Source organism: Janthinobacterium sp. P210005, assembly GCF_036231865.1.
Taxonomy (GTDB): Bacteria; Pseudomonadota; Gammaproteobacteria; order Burkholderiales; family Burkholderiaceae_D; genus Janthinobacterium; species Janthinobacterium kumbetense.
In genome coordinates this window covers 146610-168935 of the sequence record NZ_JAZARC010000007.1, presented here as the reverse complement: position 1 = coordinate 168935, position 22326 = coordinate 146610, and the positions used below count along the sequence as shown (strand labels likewise).

Genomic DNA, 22326 nt, shown 5'->3' with positions numbered 1-22326 from the left:
TAAACCAGAATGGACAGGCAGGGGCGGCCCCTGCCCGCACCATCAATCCTTCTTCGGGCGCCCCGTTTTCAGCTGCGGCAGGCCGGCCAGCACGTTTTGCAGGGTCGCCAGGTCGATCTGGCTGATCAGCGCCACGCCGATGCGCAGCAATTCGCTTTTCTTGATCTCGAAACCGGCCTTCAAGCAGGCTTTCTTGACCTGGCCCAGGACTTCGTATTCCGCTTCCGGCATGGTGAAGCTGTCGCGCACCAGTTTCGGCTTGCGGGCTTTTTCCTTGACGGCGGCGACCTTGGCGACCGGCGCTTTTTTCGCTGGCGCAGGCTTGGCGGCCGCCTTGGCTACCGGTTTGGCGGCGGCTTTCGCGGCCGGCTTGGCGACGGTTTTCACCGCAGGCTTGGCCGCCGGCTTGGCGACAGCTTTCACGGCTGGCTTGGCTGCCGGTTTGACGGCGGCTTTGACGACGGCTTTGGCCGCAGGCTTGGCAACGGCGGCCTTCGCTGCCGGCTTGGCGGCTGGCGCCTTGACCGCGGCTGGCTTGGCCGCCGCTGGTTTGGCTGCCGCCGGCTTGGCGACTGCCGGCTTGACGGCGGCTTTTGCCACAGGCTTGGCGGCTGGTTTCGCAGCTGGTTTAGCGGCGGGCTTGGCAGCCGGGGCGGCCTTGGCCGCTGCCGCATTGATCGAAGCGCTGGTAGGGAACATCGATACGGGCGCGCTGTCGGCTTTTTTCGCTGGGACGGTTTTGGTCATGGATTTTCCAATCTAGTAATTAATATAAACAATATATACTGTTTTTTGAAATCTTGCTTGCTGCACATCAAGTCATGTGCACGACATGACCTCCTAGGCGCTGGCGCGGATGGTAAAATCGACCCCGACCTCATCCCAGAATTCCTGCTCCTTCTCGATCCAGAACGACACGGTGGGATGGTGCGCCACCCAGCCGCGCTTGATATCGAGTTCGATGCGGTTCTTCATGCGCAGGCGCAGTTCGCTGAAATCGGCTTCGATACGTGCATGCATGAGCAGGATCGACAGGCGCAGCGCCAGCACGGCCTTGGCAAAATCGGGGTCGGACAGCACTTCGCCGATCTTGCGCAAGTTGCCCTTCTGCGCCAGGATCAGCCGGCTCATGGTCTTCTGTTCGCGCGTGGTAAAACCGGGCAAATCCGCGTTCTCCACGATATACGATGCATGCTTGTGGTAGCCCGTCTGCGACACGGCCAGGCCCACTTCGTGCAGCAGGCTGCTCCAGCGCAGGGATTTCACCAGGGCGTCGGACGTGGGCTTGAGCTGCGCATACATGGCCAGCGCCTGCTCGGCCACCCGGCCGGCGCGCTGCTGGTCGATATGGAATTTCTCCATGCAGCCCTGCACCGACTGTTCGCGGCGGTCGCGCTTGGTCGAGCGCAGGTACAAATCCCACATCACGCCCATGCGCAGACCCGCCTCGATCGGCGTCATGGCGGGAATGGCCAGTTCGCGGAACAGGCCGATCAAGATGGCCAGGCCGCCGACGATGGTGCTGGCGCGGTCGGGGCGCAAGCCGGGCATGTCGATGCGGCTGGTGTGACCGAGCTCGATGAAGCGGCGCGCCAGTGCGTCGAGGCTGGCGCTCGTGAGCAAGCCGTCGCCCAGCTTGTTGCGGGCGATGATGTCAGCGATGGTGCGGATGGTGCCGGAAGAGCCGTAAGCCGTCTTCCAGTGCTGCGGGCGGTACGGCGGCGCGGCATCCTCGAAATGGCTGCGCGCCGACAGGATGGCCGCCTCGAACGACGGCGCGTCGATGCGCCCGCCGATGAAGAACGACAGGCTTTGCTTGACGGTGCCCAGGCTGAAGGACTCGACGCGCTCGATATCGTTGCCGCGTCCCAGTATCAGTTCGGTCGAGCCGCCGCCGATATCCATCACCAGCCGGCGTTCGCCGGGAATGGCCAGCGCATTGGCCACGCCCATGTAGATCAAGCGCCCTTCTTCCTCGCCCGAGATGATCTCGATCGGATGGCCGATGGCTTGCTCGGCCAGCGGCAGGAAGACGGCGCCGTTGCGCGCCACGCGCATGGCCGACGTGGCCACCACGCGCACGGCATCGAGTTCGAAGCCGGCGAGAATGGCGCGAAAGCGCTGCAGGCAGGCCAGCGCGCCCTGCATGGCCGCCTCGGTCAGGTCGCCATTGGCATCCAGGCCGGCAGCCAGGCGTATCGGGTCGCGCACGCTCTTGACCACGCGGATCGTGTCGCCATCATGCTTGCCGACGTGTAAACGAAAACTGTTGGACCCCAGGTCCACCGCTGCATACATACTGGCCTCTTGTCTTGTCATTACTGTGCCAACTGAAAAAGTTGGCAAAATCAGTTACTAAACTATATAAATCATTTAAACGATTTAAAAATCCTACCACACTACCCTCATCGTATGACAGCGGCGTGACAGGATTGTGACAAAACGGCGGCCAGCCGTGGCGCTTACGGCACGATGGTGGTAAATAAATAAACGGCGAAAATCACCAGGTGCACCGTACCCTGCATGACCGTGGTGCGGCCCGTGCCCAGCGACAGGGTGGCCACCATCAGCGACAGCAGCAACAGCACCGTCGACTTGATATCGAGACCCAGGGTAATCGTCAGGCCCGTGGCCAGCGACACCACCACCACAGCCGGAATAGTCAGGCCGATGCTGGCCAGCGCGGAGCCGAGCGCCAGGTTCAAGCTCGTTTGCAGGCGATTCGCGCGCGCGGCGCGCACGGCGGCCAGGCCTTCGGGCAGCAGCACGATGGCGGCGATGACGATGCCGACCAGGGTTTTCGGCGCACCCATGGCGGCAATCGCCGTCTCCAGCGCGGGCGCCAGCGACTTGGCCAGCAACACCACGGCGCCCAGGCACACCAGCAGCGCGCCGGCGCTGACCCAGGCGACGGTGGGCGTGGGCGGCGCCGCATGCACCTCTTCATCGCCGACGGCTTCCTTGGGCAGGAAGTAATCGCGGTGGCGCACCGTCTGCACCAGCACGAAGGTGCCGTACAGGACCAGGGAAATGACGGCGATGAAGATCAGCTGGCTGGAATTGTAGAAGGGGCCGGCGGCGCTCGATGTGTAGTTCGGCAGCACCAGGGTCAGAACGGCGATGGCCGCCAGGGTGGCCAGCGAAGCGCTCACGCCCAGCAGGCCGAAGCTCTGCTCGCGGTGGCGCCCGGCACCCAGCAACAGGCAGATGCCGACGATGCCGTTCAGGATGATCATGATGGCGGCAAACACGGTATCGCGCGCCAGCCCCGTCGTTTCCGGTCCGCCGGCCAGCATCAGCGAGACGATCAGCGCCACCTCGATCAGGGTCACGGCCAGCGCCAGCACCAGGGTGCCATACGGTTCGCCGATGCGGTGCGCCACCACTTCCGCGTGGTACACGGCGGCCAGCACGCTGCCGATCAGGCCAGCCACCAGCAGGATCTGGTAGGCGCCGCCGACATTGAAGGTGGAACCGAACAGGAACAGCCAGCCGGCAACGGGGGCCGCAAGCGGCCATACAGGCAGGGATTTGAGCATTTTCATTATGGGCCTGGCAAGAGTAAAAAAGAGGAACTGCGGTGCGGACGGCACAGGGCAGCCTGGCGTGCGCTCGATAGCATAACTTGCTTAGCTTAAATGAAAGTTAGGGAATGCACACGTTCGGGCAGCGGCGCCCCGCGCCTTGCTCACCGTTCGAGCGCCTTGCTGTGATGCACCTGCTTGCTACCAGTAACTATAGTCCCTTTGGTAACATGCCGTTGCAATTTTCTTGTGTTTTTGCTTCCGGCTGGCATCATAATGCAAGGCCCGCCCTCGCGGCACCGACCAAGGACAGACCATGATTTCCGTAAACAGCGCCGCCATGCGTGCGTTCATCCTCGCGGGCAGCTTGCTGAGCGCCGCCGCACACGCGGACACACCGCCAGCGCAGGTCGACGCGAACTGGGCCACCGCGCCCGCGCCTGCCGCACAGTCAAGGTGGCAAGACAGCCTGCCGCCCGCGCCGCCCGTGGAACCACGCGAAGAAAAGATCCTGCCCAAGAGCGAATGGCTGACCGTCGAACCGATGAAGGCGCCTGACCATCGCTGCGATCCCGGCCTCGATGCCTTGTTCTTGCCCAAGGAATGCGGCAAGGAACCCAGCTGGCTCGGCTCGCGCAAGAAGTAAGCGGGCTTACACGTCCAGCGTACTGGCGCCTTGCGCCTCGACGACGCGATTGCGGCCCGCCTGCTTGGCCGCCTGCAGCGCCTCGTCGGCCCGCTTGAACAGGCTGACGGTGCTGTCTTCGGCACGGATGGTGGTCACGCCCAGGCTGGCCGTCAGTTGCAGCACGGCGCGCTCCGTCTTGACGGGCAGCACTTCGACGGCGGCGCGGATGCGCTCGGCCACCATCAGCGCATCGGCCAGGGTCGTGCGCGGCAGCTGGATGGCGAATTCGGCGCCGCCCAGGCGGCCCATCAGGTCGCTGTCGCGCAGCTGCTGGCGGCAGGTATCGACGATGGTTTTCAGCACCGCGTCACCCACCGGATGACCGTAGCTGTCGTTGACTCTTTTAAAGTGGTCGATATTGAGCACCACCAGCGCCGTCGGCAAGCCGGGCCGGCGCGCCAGTGCCATCCACGGCGCCAGCGCCTGGTAAAAGCCGCGCCGGTTCGGCACGCCCGTGGCCGCGTCGAGCACTTCCAGGCGCGCCAGTTCGCCGCCCAGCTTTTCACGCGACAGCAGCAGATAGCCGAAAGCGTTCGTCAGCATCATCAGGTACAGGGCGCCGAAGCCGGCCAGCTGCATCAATTCCGCATCGAAACCGGGCACAGCGGCGGCCAGCACGCCGCGCGCGGCGATCAGCAGCGACAAAATACCCATGCTGACGACGAGGAAGCGGCGCAGCATGCTCGCCTCGCGCCATTTCAGGCACAAGGCCGCCACGCCGGCGAGGAAAAAGCCGGCCACGATCAGCGAACCGCCAGCGCTGCGCAGCAGCGGCGCCACGTCGAACAGATAGCAGGCGGCGAACAACGTCACCGACAGCCCCAGCGCCGGCAGCACGGTGCGGCGCCAGCCGCTGCGCCCGGCCGCCTGCCACAGTGCGCCCGCATCGAGCGCCATGCCGGCAAACAGCAGGCTGTTGCCCAGCAAGATGGAGAGAAAATCGGGCAGCACGCCGCGGAAATACAGCAGGCACCAGGCCACGGCCTGGCATTGCTTGGCCACCGCCCAGGTGGACATGCTGAGCGACTTCTTGCGCTCATACTCGAAGAAGAACAGGGCCGCGCACAGGCTCAGGTTGCCGAGCGCCAGGGCCAGTACCAGGGTCTTGATATCCATGGGTTACGCCGTCGCCGCGCAGGCGCGGCAGGCCAGGTCAGATTTCGTGTTCGACATTGGTGCTGCCGTCGCCGATCTTGCTGGCCCACGCCTGCACGAAATACTGTTTTTCCACCTCGCTGGGCGCCTCGTGCCAGAAGACGATGAGGGTGCCCTTGTGGTCGTGGATTTGCGCCACTTTTTCAATGAAGCCGACGTTGGCGGCCTGGTCGGCCAGCGCCGCCGCGTAGCCGTACACGCGCGTCAAGCGCTCGATGCGGTCGGGCTCCGTAAAACTGTTCGTCGCCGTAATGATGGGGTGATCCAAAAACATGCTTGTCTCCATGGTGCCCGACTGCGCGGCCGTGCCGCCGCGCGCCGATATACGCATGCTCGGCGCGGATTAATCGGGTATGCTCACGGGAGCTTATCAGATTTCTCTGAATGCAACAAAGCATCTCCCCCAGTCCACTCAGCGAAGTCGTCCCATGCCGGAAAACAGAAGCACCACCCCGCTTGCCCCGCAGGTGCATACCTGTGGCGACCGGCGCCGCCTGGAATTCCAGCCCGGCATGATCCAGAGCGAAATGCTGCTGTCGCGCCCCGACCATCTGCTGCTGCGCTATGCGCGCGCCATGATGTGCTTTACCCTGTTCGTGCCCCGTCCCCGCCACATCCTGATGGTGGGACTGGGCGGCGGTTCGCTGCTGAAATTCTGCCACCGCCACCTGCCCGACACCCGCATCACGGTGCTGGAACTGCGCGCCGACGTGATCGCCCTGCGCGAGCAATTCATGCTGCCGCCCGACGACGCGCGCCTGCGCATCGTCGAGACGGACGCCGTCAGCTATATCCGCCAGCATCCGGGCTGCGCCGACGTGCTGCTGCTCGACGGCTATGACGAAACGGGCTTGCCGCCGGCACTGGGCAGCGCGCGCTTCTATGCGGACTGCCTGCGCGCCCTGCTGCCCGGCGGCGTGCTGGTGGCCAACCTGTTCAGTTATGACGAACACTACCCCGCCATGCTGGCGCGCCTGATGCTCACCTTCCGTGGCGCCGTGTGCCACTTCGACGGCATCGCCGGCAATAACCGCATCGTCTTCGCCGCCAAACCCGGGCAAGGCGCCGACGGCCGCGCCGTGCGCGTGGTGCGCCTGGTGCGCTGGCGGCGGATAGCCGGCCTGGCGTTCCTGAACCGCTGGCTGCCGGCATGGCAGTTGTGGCGCCTGCGCCGCCGGTCAGGCGCGGGCAGCGACTGAAAGTCGTCTTCCCCGGTCATAGATATTGTTGCTTATTAGCAGTAATTTGGTGCAAAATCCGCATGATGGATGTGGTTTATGACAAACTACCGCCTGCGTGGGGCCGGCAGGCGCCGCCGAACCCAAGTGTCCATGAAGTGAGATAGGAAAAACCATGCTGCGTGGCCGCCTGCCATTGTCGATTTCCGCCGCGGCCGCGCTGACCTTTGCCTGCGGCGTCAGCGTGACGGCCGTGCTGTTTGCCGCCATCAGCCAGCTCGAATACGACAAGATGGGCCTGAGCCTGCAGCAGCGCGCCGGCGCCAGGGTGGCCGCCATCGAGCAGGGACTCGACGATGCGGTCGAGGTGCTGACGACAACAAACCAGCTGTTTGCCGCCGTCGTGCCCGTCACCCGGGAACAGTTCCACGACTTCACCACGCCGCTGCTGCAACGCCACCCGTTCATCCAGGCCTTCAATTTCCACCGCATCGTGCCGCATGCGCAGCGCTCCGCCTTCGAGACGGAGCTGCGGCGCATCGTGCCCGACTACGCCATGACGGAAATGCGCGACGGCGTCGTCGTGCCTGCGACGACGCGCGCCAGCTACCTGGTGGTCGACTACCTCGAACCCCTGCAGGGCAACCGCCCCGCCTTCGGCCTGAACGTCAGCCCGAGCGGCGTGCTGGCGCGCGCGCTGGAACAGGCGATCGTCAGCGGCCAGACCACCGCCACCGGCCTGCTGGCCCTGGCGCAAGGGCCGCAACGGGGCTTCGTCATCGTGCGCCCCGTGTACCGCCACGGCGTGCCCCTGCAAACGATACAGCAGCGGCGCGCGGCGCTGATCGGCGATACGGCGGTCATCGTGCGCGCCGGAGAACTGGTGCAGAAAATCCTCGCCGGCGCCGACCTGCTGGGCGACTCGCAGCTTGAGCTCAGCGTCTACGCGGACGCCGGCGCCGACCCGCGCCAATTGATCTTCCGGCATGGCCAGGCGCCTGCCGACGAACCGGGCGGCGCCTGGGAGTCGCTGCCCCGCTGGCTGCACTTTGCCTACCACAGCCATTACGACCGGGCCTTCGTTTCCGCCGGCCGGCCCTGGCATGTGCGCGTGGTGGCCCATCCGCGCCCCTTCCTGGCCGACCATCTGGGCTCCCTGTTCACCCTGATCACGGGTTTGCTGTTCAGCGTACTGACGGCCGCCTTCGTGCAATCGCTGACGCAGCGCTCGCGCCGCGTGCAATTGCTGGTGGAGCAGCGCACGGCCGACCTGAAACGCAGCAATGAGCTGCTCAGCGCCGACGTGCGGGCGCGCCAGCGCACGGAGCGCGCCTTGCAGGAAAGCGAAAAGCGCTTCCGCCGTCTGCTGGCCCTGTCTTCGGACTGGTACTGGGAACAGGACGCCAACTTCTGCTTCACCCACATCACCAGCGGTTTCACGGACAAGTCGAACATGCCGCTGGAACGCTTCATCGGCATGACGCGCTGGGACAACAACCCGGAAATGCGCAATTCGCGCTGGGGCAAGCAGCATATCGCCAACCTGGAAGCCCACCTGCCCTTTTCCAACCTCGAATATGCGATGCACGACCGCGATGGCCAGCTGCGCTGGTTCAGCATCAATGGCGAGCCGCTGTTCAACGAGCTGGGCGACTTTCGCGGCTACCGGGGCACGGGGTCCGAAATCACGGAACGCAAGCTGGCCGAGCAGCAAATCCAGCACATCGCCCACCACGACGTGCTGACAGGCTTGCCCAACCGCGCCCTGCTGCGCGACCGCCTGGCGCAAGCGATGGCCCTGTCGCGCCGCAAGAACCGCGCATTATGGGTGCTGTTGATCGACCTGGACCGGTTCAAGTTCGTCAACGACAGCCTTGGTCACAAGGCGGGCGACCTGCTGCTGAAAACCATCGCCACGCGCTTGCAGTCCAGTCTGCGCGAAAGCGACACGGTGGCGCGCCTGTCGGGCGATGAATTCGTCGCCATCCTGTGCGAGCAGGCCGACGAAGTGCTCAGCGGCGCCATCGTGCAGCGCGTGATGGATGCCGTGGCGCAGCCGGTGCTATTGGATGGCAAGGAATTCTTCGTCACCTGCAGCATCGGCGTGGCCGTCTACGACATGTCGCGCTACGACGCGCCCGGCGACGTGACCCTGAATGGCGAGACGCAGAACCTGATCGAGCAGGCCGACATCGCCATGTACTGCGCCAAGAAACAGGGCCGCAACAACATCAAGTTCTACACGACGGCCATGAACCAGGCCACCCTGGAGCGCCTGCGCATCGAGACAGCGCTGCGCAACGCCCTGGAACGCGAGCAGTTCGTGCTGCATTACCAGCCGCAGGTGGACCTGGCCAGCGGGCGCATCGTCGGCGTGGAAGCGCTGCTGCGCTGGCAGCATCCGGACCTGGGCATGGTGGCGCCGCAGCGCTTCATCGCGCTGGCGGAGGATACGGGCCTGATCGTGCCGATCGGCGCCTGGGTCATGCGCGAAGCGTGCGCGCAGGTGAAACGCTGGCATGCGGCGGGACTGGACACCTTGCGCCTGGCCGTGAACCTGTCGGCGCGCCAGTTCAACGAGCCGAACCTGGTCGCGTCGATCGCCGACGTCCTGCTGGAAACGGGCTTGCCGCCCGCCTGCCTGGAACTGGAACTGACGGAAAGCCTGTTCATGCACGACGTGGCGCTGGCCGTCAGCCAGCTGCACGACATGAAGGCGCTGGGGGTGCAGCTGTCGATCGACGACTTCGGCACCGGCTATTCCAGCTTCGCCTACCTGCGCACCTTCCCCATCGACGTGCTGAAGATCGACCGCAGTTTCGTCGGCGACGTGGCGCGCGACGCGGACGACGCGGCCATCGTCGTCTCCATCATCGCCCTGGCGCACAATTTGAAGCTGCGCGTGGTGGCCGAAGGCGTGGAAACGGCGGAGCAGCTCGATTACCTGCGCCGCCATGGCTGCGACGAGGCACAGGGCTATTATTTCAGCCGGCCGCTGCCCGCCCATGAGGTGGAAGCCCTGCTGCGGGCGGAAGAATCGCACGTCATGCTGTAGGCGACGGCGGCACCCTTGCCCCGAGTTCGAGCTCGTCCCAGTCGTCGTCCAGGCCGGATTGCGCCAGCAGGGAAGCCACATCCGTGGCATGCGCCGGATCAATGTCCTGCTCCGGATGCGGCCACACGAAATCGCATTCCGTGCAGACGATCACCTGCTGGCCCGTCTTGCGGACCGTGGCGTGCACCAGGTCGCCATATTCGTCGCAGGTGGGGCATTGCATGCCATGTGCGCTCATGTCCGGGCCTTACAGTTTCTGTTGCAGGAATTCGAGGAAGCAGCTGATGCGCTGCGCCAGCTGCGTGTTGCGGTAGTAGACGGCGTGGATCTGCTGGCGGTAGCCCGTGTAAAACGGCTGCAGCACCCGCACCAGCCGGCCGGCAGCGATGTCATCCTTCGTCATGAAGTCGGACAGGCAGACGATGCCCTGGTCGTGCAACGCCAGCTGGCGCAGGGTTTCGCCGCTGGACGCGGCCAGCGCCGGCACGATCTGCAGGCTGTTGCCCGCTTCGTGGCGCAGCGGCCAGTTATTCCCCAGCTCATATTGCGCAAAACCCAGCAGCGCATGGCCGGACAGCGCTTCCGGCGTAGCGGGTTCGCCGTGACGCGCCAGGTAGGCGGGCGTGGCCAGCACGTGCAGCGGGCTGGCACTGAGCGGGCGCGCATGCAGGGTCGAATCGACCAGGGCGCCGATGCGGATGGCGATATCGGTGCGGTGTTCGAGCAGGTCGGCGATCTGGTCGTTGCTGGTCAGCTCCAGGCGGATGTCCGGGTACATGGCGCGAAACTCCGCCACGTGGGGCACCACGCAATGGAGCATGAAGGGCGAGGCGGCATCGACGGACAGTCGCCCGGCCGGCTTCTGGCGGCGGATGCGGATCGACTCTTCCACGTCTTCCATCGACGCGAGGATGGCGCGCGCCTTGTCCAGGAACAGCTGCCCCTCTTCCGTCAGCTCCATGCGCCGCGTGGTGCGCGTCAGCAGCGAGGTGGCCAGCTTGTCTTCCAGGCGCGACAGGGCGCGGCTGACGCCCGAAGTGGTTTGTCCCAGGTGCACGGCGGCCGCGCTCAGGGTGCCGCTGTCGATGACGGTGACGAAGATTTTCAGGTCGTCCGAATTGATATCCATTGTTGCCTTATTATTGCCACATTGTTGCGCTATTTTCACATATCGCGCCATTATAATGGAATCATGGCAACAGTGATGGCAAGGGATAACGTCAGGCAACGTAGAACAAAATGGCGATAAAATGACAGCTACTGCCGGCCAGCACGAACAGGTGCCAGATGCCGTGGCCATGGCGCAGCTTGTGGTCGGTGGCATAGAAAGCGATGCCGCCCGTATAGCACAGCCCGCCTGCCACCAGCCACAGGAAACCGTTCCACTCGAGCGCCGCCAGCAGCGGCTTGATGCCGATGACGATCAGCCAGCCCATGGCCACGTAAATCACCAGCGACAGGATGCGCGCGCCTTTCGCGTACACGTATTCCTGCACGATGCCCAGCAAGGCCAGGCCCCAGACGACGCCGAACAGGGACCAGCCCCACGGCCCGCGCAGGGTCACCAGCATGAAGGGCGTGTAGGTGCCCGCGATGAGCAGGTAGATGGCGCAGTGGTCGAGCCGCTGCAGCATGGCCTTGGCCTTGCCGCGCACGCTGTGGTACAGGGTGGAAGTGAGGTAGAGCGTGAGCAGCATGGCCGCATACACGCTGCAGCTGACGATTTTCCAGGGATCGCCCGTGCGGGCCGCCGCGACGATCAGGATGACGCCGCCGATGGCCGCCAGCGCGGCGCCCACCGTATGGGAAATGCTGTTGAACCGTTCACCGTAATACATGCTTGACCGCCCGCCGCGTTAAAAACAGGCTCATCGTACACGCTTGGGGAGATCGGGGTGCGCGGTTTGCGCAAGGCAGGGACCGGAAAAGCGGGGGCGCATGCGATTGCCGCCCCGCTTGTTGCCGCTCAGGCTATCAGGCAGCTTCCGCCTTCTTGCGCGCGGGACGGCGCGCCGGCGTCTTACGCGGCGCCTTGGCCGGCTTGTCTTCCGCCACGGCAGCCACTTCCACCGGCGCCGCTTCAACGACAGGCGCAGCTTCCACCACAGCTTCTGCCGCCTTCTTGGCCGGTTTCTTCGCCGCAGCCGCCTTGCGGGCCGGCGTGCGCGGCTTGGCCTTCGGCTTGGCTTCGGCGGCGGCTTCCACCGGCACTTCGGCTACCGGCTCAGGCGCAGGCACGGCTTCCGCCACCGGCGCCACCTCGACGGCGACAACTTCGGCGCGCGCTTCGCGGGCGCCATCGCCATTCTTGCGGCCACCGCGGCCATTGCGGCGCGAACCGCGCTTGGCGTTGCCCTCGTCTGCAACCACCTCGGCCACCACTTCGGCGGCGGCTTCGGCCACTTCGTGCTGCACTTCCGGCTGCGGCGCCGGTGCATACTGCTCGATGACGACGGCTTCGGCGTCGGCCACCGGCACGAAGGCCTGTGGCGCGGACTCGCCGCGGCGTTGCTCGTTCTGCTTGCGGCCGCCACGGCCATTGCGGCGCGAATCGCGGCGGCTGCCGCCTTCGCGGTGATTGCCCTCTTCCGCCGTCACGCCGGTCTCGCCGCCGGCCTCGTTGGCTGTATCCGCGTTCACGGCGGCCGGCACGGCCACCAGGCCGCTGCTGCGGTAGACATAGGCGCCCGATTTTTCATCGCGGCCAAATTCCAGCAAGCCGCGCGTCTGCGCTTCTTCCAGCAAGTTGCCGAAGGTGCGGAAGCCGTAATACGACTCGCTGAAATCGGGCTTGCGGCGCTTGATCGCTTCCTTCAGCATGGAGGCCCAGATCTTGCCGCTGTCGCCACGCTCGGACACCAGCGCGTCGAAGGTCTCGACGGCCATTTCGATCGCTTCCGTCTTGCGCGATTCGTACTTTTCCTTGCGGCGCACTTCTTCGTCGGGCGAACGCTTGGCGGCCGGGGTTTCGCGCGCGTCGCGCTTGGCGGCCGTGCGGCGGCTTTCGCGCACCAGGTCATCGTAGAAAATGAATTCGTCGCAGTTGGCCACCAGCAGGTCGGAAGTCGACTGCTTGACGCCCACGCCGATCACCTGCTTGGCGTTTTCGCGCAGTTTCGACACGAGCGGCGAAAAGTCGGAATCGCCGCTGATGATGACGAAGGTATTCACGTGGGCCTTGGTGTAGCACAGGTCCAGCGCATCGACCACCAGGCGGATGTCGGCCGAATTCTTGCCGGACTGGCGCACATGGGGAATTTCGATCAGCTCGAAGTTCGCCTCATGCATGGTGCCCTTGAAACTTTTATAACGGTCCCAGTCGCAATATGCCTTCTTGACAACGATGCTGCCCTTCAGCAGCAAGCGTTCAAGGATGGGCTTGATATCGAATTTTTCGTAATTTGCATCTCGCACGCCGAGCGCGACGTTCTCGAAGTCGCAAAACACGGCCATGCTGAGGTTTTCTGGGGATGACGCCATAAGGGTGAATTCTCGCTGATGATAAGGGCGGACGGGAAGCGCAACGCCTCCCTTTTCGCCTAGTATATTCGCCCGCCCCCCGTTTCGGCGACAACTATCGTGCGCGGCCGCCTATTGTGCGCCGCCAGCGGCGCTCGCGCTGGCGCCGGCGACCGGCCAAACGACGCTTTCATCGACCGAATACAGCTGGCACGGCAGGTTGCTGCGCCGCTGGCACGAGGCCAGCGCGCGCACATCGGGGCTTTCGCCCTCCTCGGCCCAGCCCCAGGCGCCGCTGGCCGACAGGGCAAAGGCGCGCGGCGCGGTTTTTTCCAGGAAGACGCGGTAGGCGGCGCGCCCCTGCTCTTCCAGGTAGGGCACGGCGGCAATATCGTCCTGCGGCGCGAAATGCGTGGCGGGCGGCGACGGCGCATCGGCCACGCGGTAGACCTGGCGCACCGGCATGCCGATTTTCTGCAGGAAGCGCTCGGTGGCGGGCAGCCACACGGCCACGCCGTCGCGGCTGCCCAGGGTCAGGTGGGCGTCGCGCTTGAACGGGCCATAGGCGACCAGTTGCGCCCGGCCGCCGGAACCGGTAAAGGAATTGAACAGCCGCCGCGCCAGGGCGGGCCCGAAATAGGAATCGTTGGCGCCATACAGCCACAGGCTGGGAATGTGGTTGTAGGCGCCCAGGGTGGCGAAGGACTTGGCCAGCGCCCCTTGCCAGTCGCAGCCGGGCATGTCGACGCGCAGGCCGCCGGAAAAATTGAGCACGCCGCGCACGCCGGGCAGCACCCGGGTGGCCAGCGCCAGCGCCGCCATGCCGCCATACGACTGGCCCGCAACGACGACGCGCTCCGGGTCGACCCAGCTCTGGCGGCGCGCATAGGCCAGCGCGACGAGCAGGTCGCGCGCCTGGCCCTGGGCGTTGCCCAGCATGTCGCAGCCGAAATCGCGGTAGGCGCCCGTGGAACGGGCAAAGCCGGCGCGCATGGGCAGCATCACCGCATAGCCACGGCGCACGAATTCGGTGGCCATATAGATGAAGCGCTCGCGCGCCTGCAGTTTCGCCGGCCCGGCCTGCTTGCCGTGATTCATCAGCAACAGGGGAAACGGGCCGGGGCCGGCGGGACGGAACACCGTCGTCTCCAATGTCTCGCGCAAGCCGTCGCCGGCCGGCACCATGATGATTTGCTCGTTCAAGCGCGCATCGAGCGGCAGTAAGGCAGAAGCAGGCTGAGCTTGCAGGGTCAGGCAAGGCCAGCTGAGCAGCAAAGCCAGGCAAAGGCGGCGTACGAGGGGAGAAATGGCAGGCTCCATGCGAGATTTCCCAGCCAGTCTAGGCAGTGAAAGGGCGCAGGACAATATTAAAACATTATGGATGGGTAACTTTTTTTGCAGTCATCGACGGCGCGGAAAAATGTTGCCTTGCACCAACCACATAGCGCCCGCATGGGAGTAAACTAGGAGCCTTCTGAAGGAGTTGCCATGTCCATATCCGCCCTCACCACCGGTACCTCGGGGCTGACCGCCAACCAGCGCGCGCTGGATGTGGCCGCCAACAACATCGCCAATGCGAATACGCCCGGCTTCCAGCCGCAACAAGCCGAGTTCCAGGAGTCCAGCCCTGCCGGCACGGGCGTCACCCTCTCCGTCGAAGGGCGCAAGCTGGCCGCCGGCGAAAGCGTCAGCGGCGCCAATGCGAATGCGGCCAAGGCGGCCGAAAGCCGGCCGAACGGCGTCGGCCTGGCGTCAGAACTGACGGATAACCTCGTCTACAAGGCCGGTTTTAATTTGTCGGCGAATGTCGTCAAGGCGGCCGACCAGGCTTTGGGCAGCCTGATCGACGTCAAGACCTGAAGCAGCAAACATCCACGGTGACTATCGGCAAGATAGTCTAATTTTTCATTTCCAGCGCCAAGGGCGCCATCGCCGGTTGAATCAGCGCCAGCAGCCGTTCGGCGGGAATGCCGTCGCGCGCCTGCACCGACAAGCCATGCAACAACGCCGCATAGTAGTCGCCCAGCGCCTGCACGTCCGCCTCCTCTTTCAATTCTCCCGCCAGCTGCGCCGCGCGCAGGCGCTCGATGACGGCCTGCGTGCGCGCGCGGCGGTGCTGCGCCAGCCAGTCGGAGATTCCCGCGTTGTCCGCGCTCGTATTCGTGGCGGCCGTGACCACCATGCAGCCCTGCGGCTGGCCGCTGCGCGTATATAGCAGCACGGCTTCTTCCAGCATGCGCGCCACGGCGTCGCGCACATTCAGGCTGGCCGCCAGCGCATGCACGGCGAATGCGCCCTCGCCCGTTTCATACAGTTCCACGGCTTCGCGGAACAACTGCTCCTTCGAGCCGAACGCCGCATAGATGCGCGCCGAGGCGATGCCCAGCGCCGCCACCAGGTCGGCCATCGATACGCCTTCATAGCCGCGCGTCCAGAACGCGTCGCGCGCTTTTGCCAGCGCCAGCGCGCGGTCAAATTCCCTCGGTCTTCCTGCCATTTTCATCCTTTGCTTGCAAACTGGCGGCCAGTATAACGCTTGCAAGCCACACCGATTCCGCATTTATTTTGCATCACGGCCTTGACCGCGCAGAAAATTTCGCCTATTCTTTGTCGATCGACAAACAATAGGAGCCGATATGAAAACCATCCAAGGACCAAGCCTGCACCTGGCACAATTCGCCGCCGATACGGCGCCCTTCAACACCCTGCCCGCCATCGCCGAGTGGGCGGCCGGCATGGGCTTCAAGGCCCTGCAGATCCCCGCCTGGGATGCACGCCTGTTCGACGTGGCGCAAGCAGCCCACAGCCAGCAATACTGCGACGACCTCGTCGCCATGCTGGCCAGCCATGGCCTGGTCATCAGCGAACTGACGACGCACATCCTCGGCCAGCTGGTCGCCGTGCACCCGGCCTACGACGCGCTGTGCGACAGCTTTGCGCCGGCGCACCTGCACGGCCAGCCGGCGGCGCGCACCGAGTGGGCCATCGAGCAAGTGAAACTGGCGGCCGTGGCCTCGAAGCGCCTGGGCCTGACCGACATGGGCACGTTCTCCGGCTCGTTCGCCTGGCCCTACCTGTTCCCGTTCCCGCAGCGCCCACCCGGCCTGATCGAGGCGGCCTTCGACGAACTGGCGCGCCGCTGGCTGCCCATCCTCGACGTGTGCGAAGAACAGGGCATCAACCTGTGCTACGAAATCCACCCGAGCGAAGACCTGCATGACGGCATCAGCTTCGAGATGTTCTACGAGCGCGTGGGCCGTCACCCGCGCTGCAAGATGCTGTTCGATCCGAGCCACTTCGTGCTGCAGCAGTTGAACTACCTGGAATTCATCGACATCTACAAGGACCATATCCGCATGTTCCATGTGAAGGACGCGGAATTCAATCCGACGGGACGGCAAGGCATCTACGGCGGCTACCAGTCGTGGGAAAACCGCGCCGGACGCTTCCGCTCGCTGGGCGACGGCCAGGTCGATTTCAAGGCCATCTTCTCGAAGATGGCGCAGAACAACTACGCGGGCTGGGCCACGCTGGAATGGGAATGCTGCCTGAAGGACCAGGAAGTGGGTGCGCGTGAAGGCGTAGCCTTCATCAACGCCCACATCATTCCCGTGACCGACAAGATCTTCGACGACTTCGCCGGCGCCCCCGTCAGCGCGCAGCAGATCAATACCCTGCTTGGCATCACGCACAACTAATTAACTGAATCAATACAAGGACTTGCCATGCATCAGAATGAAGACAGCTACACCCACGACTACGTGCGCATCGACGGCCAGCGCCTGCATTGCGTCATCGCCGGCGAAGGCAAACCCGTGCTGCTGATCCCCGGCTGGCCGCAAACCTGGTACGCCTGGCGCCACGTGATGGCGGCGCTGGCCGCCCAGGGCTACCAGGCGATCGCCATCGATCCGCCCGGCAGCGGCCACTCGGAACGTCCGGCCGGCGGCTACGACACGGGCGCCGTTGCCGCCACCCTGCACCGCGCCATGCTGGCCCTGGGCCATGCGCAGTACGATGTCGTCGGCCACGACATCGGCATGTGGGTCGGCTATGCGCTGGCCAGCGACTTCCCGCAGGCCGTGACGAAACTGGCGCTGACGGAAGCCGTGATCCCGGGCCTGGCGCCGGCGCCGCCGATTTTTGTCGCGCCGTCCGACAACATCTTCCTGTGGCACTTCATGTTCAACCAGGTGCTGGACTTGCCGGAGATGCTCACGGCCGGCAAGGAGCGCGAATACATCCGCTTCATCCTGGACCGCTGGTCGTACCGCCGCGACAAGGTGGCCGTCGACGTGTATGCGGACGCCTATGCCACGCCGGGCGCCCTGCGCGCCGGCTTCGCCTACTACCGCGCCATTCCGGAAACCATCCGGCAAAACCTGGAGCGTGCGAAAAAGAGCCTGGCCATGCCCGTGCTGGCCATCGGCGCCGACCATGCGACGAATGACGCGCCATTGCTGACCATGCAGGGCAAGGCGGACATCTTGAAAGGCGCCATCGTCGCCGAATGCGGCCACTTCATCATGGAAGAACAGCCGGAAGCCTTCATCGCCCACCTGCTGCCGTTCCTGGCCGGAGAAGCCGCATGAGCCTCGATCCTCTGATCGCCGCCTGGCTGGAACAGACAAGGGATGCGCCGCCGCCCGCCTCGCTGGCGGACTTGCGGGCCGCCACGGAAACGGGGCTGCGCCAGTTGCACGGGCCGCTGGAAGACGTCGCCTCGATCAAGGATTACGTGCTGCCTGGCGAGCACGCGCTGACCGTGCGCGCCTACGTGCCCGCCGGCGCGGACACAAGCAAGCCCCTGCCGGCCATCGTCTTTGCGCATGGGGGCGGCTGGTGTCTGTGCTCGCTGGACCTGTACGACAATCCGTGCCGCGCACTGGCCAACGCCACCGGCTGCGTGATCTTTTCCGTCGACTACCGGCTGGCGCCCGAGCACAAATTCCCCGTGCCGCTCGACGACTTTTACAGGGCAGTCTGCTGGGTGGCGGACCATGCCGAAGCGCTGGGCATCGATGCGAAGCGGCTGGCCGTGGGCGGCGACAGCGCGGGCGGCAACCTGGCGGCCGCCGCGGCCCTGATGGCGCGCGACCAGGCCGGTCCCGCGCTGGCGCACCAGCTGCTGCTGTACCCGGCGCTCGATTTCGCCTTCGACACGCCGTCCTACCAGCGCTATGCGGAAGGCCATTCGCTGACGCGGGAAGCCATGCGCTTTTGCTGGTCGGCCTATCTGAACGAGCCGGCTGAAGGCGCGCAGCCCTATGCGGCGCCCCTGCGGGCAACGTCGCTGAAGGACTTGCCGCCGGCGACCGTGCTGGTGTGCGAGTACGATCCGCTGCATGACGAAGGTGAGGCCTATGCGCGGTATTTGCGCGACGACGGCGTGGCGGCGCAATGCGTGCAGCTCGACGGCATGATCCATGCGTCGATCCACATGCTGGGCTTGACGCCAGCGGCGCGCGGCCTGTTCGACGTGGCGGGCCAGGCCATGCGGCAAGCGCTGGCGGCATAAAAAAACGCGCCGGGGATGGCTCCACGGCGCGTTTTTTCCATCAGCTTATCGTCACTCCACCAGCTTGCGCACCTCGATGCCGTTCAGCCACTTCACGTGGCGCGGTCCCGTGCGGATGTCCTTTGCCGAAATGAGGGCGATTTCGCCATCGTTGTCGTCGAGCGCCTTGCCGTTTTTTTCGTAGTAGACGATCACGCCCTCGCCGGCCGGCGCGTTATACAGCTCGCCCCAGGAAAACACCACGGCATAGCCGTCGGTGGCCGTGGCGATGATGGCAAGCTTCTTGACGTCGTTGTGGCCCGGCGCATCGAGCACCGCCTTGTCGAGGATATCGCGCAGGCGCACGCCCTTGTAACTGGTGATGGTTTCGGCCTTCTCGCCGTTATGGCGCGTGACGGCGATTTCCCCGCCGTTGGCCGGCGGCAGCTGGCGCAGGTCGGCCACCTTCAGGGTCAAGGGCGTTTCCACCACGCCCGTCACGGTCAGCGCGTGGCTCATATTGTCGCGTGCCGGCGCCGGGTCTGCCCACGCGGGCACCGCCGCCAGCAGCGCCGCCGAAACGAGGCTTGTCAGTATTGTCTTCAACATGCTGTGTCCTTTCATGAAACATTCAAAAAATCAGAATTGGTACTGCGCATTGGCCAGCCAGGTGCGTCCAGCGCTGGGAAAACCGTCGGCCAGCGCGTAATTGCGGTCGCCCAGGTTCGCCACGCCCGCTTCCAGGGTCAAGGCCGGCAAGGGACGGTACACAGCCTTCAGGTTCACGGTCGTAAAGCCGCCGAGTTCCAGGGTGTTCGACACCCAGCGTCCGCTGTTCGATTCGGCGATGGCCACCACGTCCACCTGGCGCGCCGCGTGCAGCACGGCGTGCGCCGTCAGCTTGTGGCGCGGCACGTCCGTCAGGCGCGTGGCGCGGTCGCTGACGTTCCTCATGTCCGTGTAGGTGTAATTGCCGCCGAAATCCAGCCAGGCGCCGGCGCTGCCGCGCAAGCCAAGTTCCACGCCGCTGATGTGCGCCCTGCCCGCGTTGCGCATCTGCGAGCGCACGCCCGAGACATTCGCCACGCTCTGGATCTTGTCCTTCACGTCGCTGTAGAACAGCGCCGCTTCCACCTTGGCGCCCTGCACGTTTCCTTGATATCCCAGCTCATAATTCATCGCCTCTTCCGCGCGCAGGGCCGGGTTTTCGATATACGTGCCCAGGCGCTGCGAGTAGCGGTCCTTCAGGGTCGGCAGGCGCGACTTGCGCGCCACGGTGGCGTACACGCGCGCATCAAGACCGACCTTGCGGAACAAGCCAGCCTGCAGGTCCGTGGCCGATTGATTGGCTGGCAAGGTGTAGGCATTGCCGGCGCTGTAGACAGTGTCCGGGCGCAGTTCATTGCGCGAGACGCCCAGCGACAGTTCCGTCGCCGCATCGAGGGCGATGCTGTCTTCCGCGCCCAGGGTCCACAAGGCATCCTTGTACCAGGTGGTGCGCACGCCTTTTGCGTCGAGTTCCTGGTGTTCGTCGGCCTTGTAGCTGACCACAAAACGCAGGCTGTGCGCGGCCAAGCGGAACGATTCGAGTTCCACCGCGCCGCCATTTGTACGGTCGTTATAGATGCTGCGCCCGCCGCTGACGCTGCCCTGGCCGCTGGTTTTCAGGGTCGCGTAGCTGCCGTTCGTGTAGGAGGTGATTTCATTGTCGTAGCTGTCGTGGTACAGGCGCAGTTTCAGGCGCTCGGCGTCGCCCAGGCGCGTCTGCGAGACGAAGTACACGCTTTCCTTGTTCCAGTACGGCCATTGCCAGTAGCGCGCGCCCACGGGATTGGTCGATGGCGGCTGGCCCTTTTCACCATGCTGCTTGTAGTAGCTCAATGCATACTCGTCGCCCGCCTGCGCGCCATCGGGCGTGTAGCCCACCTTGAACGACAGTTTATGATCCTTGCGGTAGGAATTGTTGCGCATGCCGCCGTCTTCCGTGGCCGTGGGGCGGAAGTCCGACGACATGGGAAAACCGTCGCTGTCGATATACGACACGCCCGCCTGAAGATACCACAGGCCCTGGTTGGTGCCCACGTTGGCCGACACCTGGCGCTCGCTGCCCGAGCCGAAACCGATGGACGTATCGCCTTCCATCCGCGCGGACGGCTTGCGCGACACCAGGTTGATAGCGCCGCCCAGGGTATTGGCACCATACGCCACGGAACTGTAGCCCTTGGCCACCTGGATGGCGGCCAGGTCGCTGGTGGTGAAGCGGTTGAAATCGACATAGCCGTCGTACGGCACGTAGACGGGAATGCCGTCGATGTACAGTGGCACCTGGCGCGCATCGAAGCCGCGGATGGCGACGGTTTTTTCATTGCGCGAATTGGTCGACAGCGACACGCCGGACAGCAGATTCAATGCGTCACCCACATTGTCGCGGTTAAAGCGGCGCATCTCGGCGCGGCTCACTTGCGCGCCCACCTGCTGTTCCATTTGGCCTGCCTGCTCGCGCTGGCCGATCACCGTCACCGTGCCCAGCACGAACGGCGCCGCCGCATCCACGCCATCGTTGCCCGCCGTTTGCTGCGCCTGCGCCATCTGTGCCATCTGCGCCAGCGCCAGCATCACGGCGCCTGCCATTACCTGTTTCAACATCGTTTCGATCTTTCCACTCTCGTTATATATCGTCTTATATAGCGATACTCAAAAAAGCGGCCACGCATGCGGTGGCCGTCACCCAACAGCGCAATATACAGACGTATATAGCGATGCTCAAGCGACAAGACCAAAAGCACGCGCGCAGGTCAATTTTTCACGCTTTTTTCATGCACCGCAGCATTTCGCTGTGCGAACGAATGTTTCACAAAACGGTTGACACGTCCAATTTGGCTAGGCAAACTGATTTCCAGGGAGCCTGAAAATGAATGCAAATATGACAAATATTCAGACCGCAGCAGATCCGGAACTCATCGTCTTCAGCGATGACGAGGAAGGCAAGGACCGCCAGTTCGTCAACGCGCTGGCGCGCGGGCTGGAAGTGCTGCGCTGCTTCCGTCCCGGCGAAGTGTTCCTGTCGAATGCGGACATGGCCAAGCGCACGGGCATCCCGAAACCGACGATTTCACGCCTCACCTATACCCTCACCAAACTGGGCTACCTGAATTACTCGGACAGCCTGGGCAAGTACCAGCTGGGCGCCGGCGTGCTGGCCCTCGGTTACCGCATGCTGTCGAACCTCGACGTGCGCAAGATGGCGCGCCCGCTGATGGAAGAACTGGCCGAACATGCGCAAGCGTCCGTCTCGCTGGGCACGCGCGACCGCCTCAGCATGGTGTACGTGGAAACGTGCCGCAGCAGCGCCAACGTCACCCTGCGCCTCGACGTCGGTTCGCGCATCCCCCTGATGACGACCGCCATGGGCAAGGCCCTGCTATGCATCCTGCCGCAGGCCGAACGCGACTACCTGATGGATCACGCCAGGGTGCACGAGACGGAACGCTGGCCGCGCATCAAGGCCGGCATCGAACAAGGCTTCAAGGATTACCAGGACCGGGGCTTTTGCATCTCGGCCGGCGAATGGCAGAACGACGTGCATGCCGTGGGCGTGCCCATGCTGGGTGCCGACGGCGAACAGGTGATGGCCTTCAATTGCGGCGGCCCCGCCTTTTTGCTGTCGCGTGAAAAACTCGAGTCCGACCTGGGACCGCGCCTGGTCGCCCTGGTCAAGACAGTGGAAAAAAACCTGGGCCGCGGTTAGACTGCGCGCCCCCTCTTAATTA

At 64.6% G+C, this 22326-nt stretch carries 21 protein-coding genes; 8 read left to right on the top strand and 13 right to left on the bottom strand.

Annotated elements, in window-relative coordinates:
* Window positions 1-42 precede the first annotated feature (42 nt).
* The 3 genes from VPH40_RS24860 to VPH40_RS24850 form a co-directional block, all read right to left on the bottom strand.
* Complete coding sequence (locus tag VPH40_RS24860; protein WP_328574792.1) at window positions 43-747, bottom strand: hypothetical protein; 705 nt, start codon at window positions 745-747, stop codon at window positions 43-45.
* Between the two features lie 93 nt (window positions 748-840).
* Window positions 841-2298: a Ppx/GppA phosphatase family protein gene (locus VPH40_RS24855; protein ID WP_070259030.1), complete on the bottom strand. Its 1458-nt coding sequence runs from the start codon at window positions 2296-2298 to the stop codon at window positions 841-843.
* A gap of 164 nt (window positions 2299-2462) precedes the next feature.
* Window positions 2463-3545, bottom strand: coding sequence for a calcium:proton antiporter (locus VPH40_RS24850; RefSeq protein WP_099664517.1), 1083 nt, complete (start codon window positions 3543-3545; stop codon window positions 2463-2465).
* A 295-nt stretch (window positions 3546-3840) separates the two neighbouring features.
* Here VPH40_RS24850 and VPH40_RS24845 point away from each other — a divergent pair, with 295 nt between their 5' ends.
* The gene (locus tag VPH40_RS24845) at window positions 3841-4170 is read left to right on the top strand and encodes a hypothetical protein (RefSeq protein ID WP_328574791.1); all 330 of its coding nucleotides are present in this window, start codon (window positions 3841-3843) and stop codon (window positions 4168-4170) included.
* A 6-nt stretch (window positions 4171-4176) separates the two neighbouring features.
* Here the strand turns inward: VPH40_RS24845 and VPH40_RS24840 are convergent, their stop codons facing one another.
* The gene (locus tag VPH40_RS24840; RefSeq protein WP_251351212.1) at window positions 4177-5328 is read right to left on the bottom strand and encodes a GGDEF domain-containing protein; all 1152 of its coding nucleotides are present in this window, start codon (window positions 5326-5328) and stop codon (window positions 4177-4179) included.
* A 37-nt stretch (window positions 5329-5365) separates the two neighbouring features.
* Window positions 5366-5641, bottom strand: a complete 276-nt coding sequence (locus tag VPH40_RS24835) for a hypothetical protein (protein WP_034757372.1) — start codon at window positions 5639-5641, stop codon at window positions 5366-5368.
* A gap of 154 nt (window positions 5642-5795) precedes the next feature.
* Here VPH40_RS24835 and VPH40_RS24830 point away from each other — a divergent pair, with 154 nt between their 5' ends.
* Entirely contained in the window at window positions 5796-6566 is a 771-nt protein-coding gene (locus tag VPH40_RS24830; protein ID WP_328574790.1) for a transferase spermidine synthase, read from the top strand.
* A gap of 154 nt (window positions 6567-6720) precedes the next feature.
* Window positions 6721-9600, top strand: a complete 2880-nt coding sequence (locus VPH40_RS24825) for a bifunctional diguanylate cyclase/phosphodiesterase (RefSeq protein WP_328574789.1) — start codon at window positions 6721-6723, stop codon at window positions 9598-9600.
* Here VPH40_RS24825 and VPH40_RS24820 read toward each other — a convergent pair.
* The 5 genes from VPH40_RS24820 to VPH40_RS24800 all read right to left on the bottom strand — a co-directional run bounded on the left by VPH40_RS24820 (window position 9590) and on the right by VPH40_RS24800 (window position 14379).
* Window positions 9590-9838, bottom strand: coding sequence for a hypothetical protein (locus VPH40_RS24820; RefSeq protein WP_099664520.1), 249 nt, complete (start codon window positions 9836-9838; stop codon window positions 9590-9592). The two genes, VPH40_RS24825 and VPH40_RS24820, sit on opposite strands and share 11 nt — an antisense overlap.
* Before the next feature lie 9 nt (window positions 9839-9847).
* On the bottom strand, window positions 9848-10729 hold the full coding sequence (locus tag VPH40_RS24815; RefSeq protein WP_099664521.1) for a LysR family transcriptional regulator: 882 nt from the start codon (window positions 10727-10729) through the stop codon (window positions 9848-9850).
* 91 nt (window positions 10730-10820) lie between these two features.
* Entirely contained in the window at window positions 10821-11438 is a 618-nt protein-coding gene (trhA, locus tag VPH40_RS24810; protein ID WP_289898971.1) for a PAQR family membrane homeostasis protein TrhA, read from the bottom strand.
* 136 nt (window positions 11439-11574) lie between these two features.
* Complete coding sequence (locus VPH40_RS24805) at window positions 11575-13080, bottom strand: NYN domain-containing protein (protein ID WP_328574788.1); 1506 nt, start codon at window positions 13078-13080, stop codon at window positions 11575-11577.
* Window positions 13081-13191: 111 nt separating this feature from the next.
* Window positions 13192-14379: a dienelactone hydrolase family protein gene (locus VPH40_RS24800; protein WP_328574787.1), complete on the bottom strand. Its 1188-nt coding sequence runs from the start codon at window positions 14377-14379 to the stop codon at window positions 13192-13194.
* A 168-nt stretch (window positions 14380-14547) separates the two neighbouring features.
* Between VPH40_RS24800 and VPH40_RS24795 the strand changes: the two genes are divergently transcribed.
* Window positions 14548-14919 (top strand): flagellar basal body protein, encoded by a 372-nt coding sequence (locus VPH40_RS24795; RefSeq protein WP_251351204.1) that lies wholly within the window; start codon window positions 14548-14550, stop codon window positions 14917-14919.
* 37 nt (window positions 14920-14956) lie between these two features.
* On the opposite strand, the gene VPH40_RS24790 is transcribed toward VPH40_RS24795, so the two are convergent.
* A complete protein-coding gene (locus tag VPH40_RS24790) occupies window positions 14957-15556 on the bottom strand; it encodes a TetR/AcrR family transcriptional regulator (protein ID WP_328574786.1) in 600 nt (199 codons plus the stop codon).
* Window positions 15557-15695: 139 nt separating this feature from the next.
* On the opposite strand from VPH40_RS24790, the gene VPH40_RS24785 reads away from it, so the two are divergent.
* From VPH40_RS24785 to VPH40_RS24775, 3 genes are read left to right on the top strand one after another with little or no spacing between them, the layout of a single operon-like run.
* On the top strand, window positions 15696-16757 hold the full coding sequence (locus VPH40_RS24785) for a sugar phosphate isomerase/epimerase family protein (protein ID WP_328574785.1): 1062 nt from the start codon (window positions 15696-15698) through the stop codon (window positions 16755-16757).
* Window positions 16758-16784: 27 nt separating this feature from the next.
* On the top strand, window positions 16785-17651 hold the full coding sequence (locus tag VPH40_RS24780; RefSeq protein ID WP_077402718.1) for an alpha/beta fold hydrolase: 867 nt from the start codon (window positions 16785-16787) through the stop codon (window positions 17649-17651).
* The gene (locus VPH40_RS24775; protein ID WP_328574784.1) at window positions 17648-18577 is read left to right on the top strand and encodes an alpha/beta hydrolase; all 930 of its coding nucleotides are present in this window, start codon (window positions 17648-17650) and stop codon (window positions 18575-18577) included. The genes VPH40_RS24780 and VPH40_RS24775 overlap by 4 nt, the downstream gene beginning before the upstream one ends.
* A 51-nt stretch (window positions 18578-18628) precedes the next feature.
* Here VPH40_RS24775 and VPH40_RS24770 read toward each other — a convergent pair whose 3' ends face one another.
* Window positions 18629-19165: a molybdopterin-dependent oxidoreductase gene (locus VPH40_RS24770; protein ID WP_305061508.1), complete on the bottom strand. Its 537-nt coding sequence runs from the start codon at window positions 19163-19165 to the stop codon at window positions 18629-18631.
* 30 nt (window positions 19166-19195) lie between these two features.
* The gene (locus tag VPH40_RS24765) at window positions 19196-21202 is read right to left on the bottom strand and encodes a TonB-dependent receptor plug domain-containing protein (RefSeq protein WP_328574783.1); all 2007 of its coding nucleotides are present in this window, start codon (window positions 21200-21202) and stop codon (window positions 19196-19198) included.
* Between the two features lie 277 nt (window positions 21203-21479).
* Here VPH40_RS24765 and VPH40_RS24760 point away from each other — a divergent pair, with 277 nt between their 5' ends.
* On the top strand, window positions 21480-22304 hold the full coding sequence (locus VPH40_RS24760; protein WP_099664531.1) for an IclR family transcriptional regulator: 825 nt from the start codon (window positions 21480-21482) through the stop codon (window positions 22302-22304).
* The last annotated feature ends 22 nt before the right edge of the window (window positions 22305-22326 follow it).

Coding starts and splice junctions, on each gene's coding strand:
- VPH40_RS24860 (WP_328574792.1), bottom strand. CDS start 747: ATGACCAAAACCGTCCCAGCGAAAAAAGCCGACAGCGCGCCCGTATCG.
- VPH40_RS24855 (WP_070259030.1), bottom strand. CDS start 2,298: ATGTATGCAGCGGTGGACCTGGGGTCCAACAGTTTTCGTTTACACGTC.
- VPH40_RS24850 (WP_099664517.1), bottom strand. CDS start 3,545: ATGAAAATGCTCAAATCCCTGCCTGTATGGCCGCTTGCGGCCCCCGTT.
- VPH40_RS24845 (WP_328574791.1), top strand. CDS start 3,841: ATGATTTCCGTAAACAGCGCCGCCATGCGTGCGTTCATCCTCGCGGGC.
- VPH40_RS24840 (WP_251351212.1), bottom strand. CDS start 5,328: ATGGATATCAAGACCCTGGTACTGGCCCTGGCGCTCGGCAACCTGAGC.
- VPH40_RS24835 (WP_034757372.1), bottom strand. CDS start 5,641: ATGTTTTTGGATCACCCCATCATTACGGCGACGAACAGTTTTACGGAG.
- VPH40_RS24830 (WP_328574790.1), top strand. CDS start 5,796: ATGCCGGAAAACAGAAGCACCACCCCGCTTGCCCCGCAGGTGCATACC.
- VPH40_RS24825 (WP_328574789.1), top strand. CDS start 6,721: ATGCTGCGTGGCCGCCTGCCATTGTCGATTTCCGCCGCGGCCGCGCTG.
- VPH40_RS24820 (WP_099664520.1), bottom strand. CDS start 9,838: ATGAGCGCACATGGCATGCAATGCCCCACCTGCGACGAATATGGCGAC.
- VPH40_RS24815 (WP_099664521.1), bottom strand. CDS start 10,729: ATGGATATCAATTCGGACGACCTGAAAATCTTCGTCACCGTCATCGAC.
- trhA (WP_289898971.1), bottom strand. CDS start 11,438: ATGTATTACGGTGAACGGTTCAACAGCATTTCCCATACGGTGGGCGCC.
- VPH40_RS24805 (WP_328574788.1), bottom strand. CDS start 13,080: ATGGCGTCATCCCCAGAAAACCTCAGCATGGCCGTGTTTTGCGACTTC.
- VPH40_RS24800 (WP_328574787.1), bottom strand. CDS start 14,379: ATGGAGCCTGCCATTTCTCCCCTCGTACGCCGCCTTTGCCTGGCTTTG.
- VPH40_RS24795 (WP_251351204.1), top strand. CDS start 14,548: ATGTCCATATCCGCCCTCACCACCGGTACCTCGGGGCTGACCGCCAAC.
- VPH40_RS24790 (WP_328574786.1), bottom strand. CDS start 15,556: ATGGCAGGAAGACCGAGGGAATTTGACCGCGCGCTGGCGCTGGCAAAA.
- VPH40_RS24785 (WP_328574785.1), top strand. CDS start 15,696: ATGAAAACCATCCAAGGACCAAGCCTGCACCTGGCACAATTCGCCGCC.
- VPH40_RS24780 (WP_077402718.1), top strand. CDS start 16,785: ATGCATCAGAATGAAGACAGCTACACCCACGACTACGTGCGCATCGAC.
- VPH40_RS24775 (WP_328574784.1), top strand. CDS start 17,648: ATGAGCCTCGATCCTCTGATCGCCGCCTGGCTGGAACAGACAAGGGAT.
- VPH40_RS24770 (WP_305061508.1), bottom strand. CDS start 19,165: ATGTTGAAGACAATACTGACAAGCCTCGTTTCGGCGGCGCTGCTGGCG.
- VPH40_RS24765 (WP_328574783.1), bottom strand. CDS start 21,202: ATGTTGAAACAGGTAATGGCAGGCGCCGTGATGCTGGCGCTGGCGCAG.
- VPH40_RS24760 (WP_099664531.1), top strand. CDS start 21,480: ATGACAAATATTCAGACCGCAGCAGATCCGGAACTCATCGTCTTCAGC.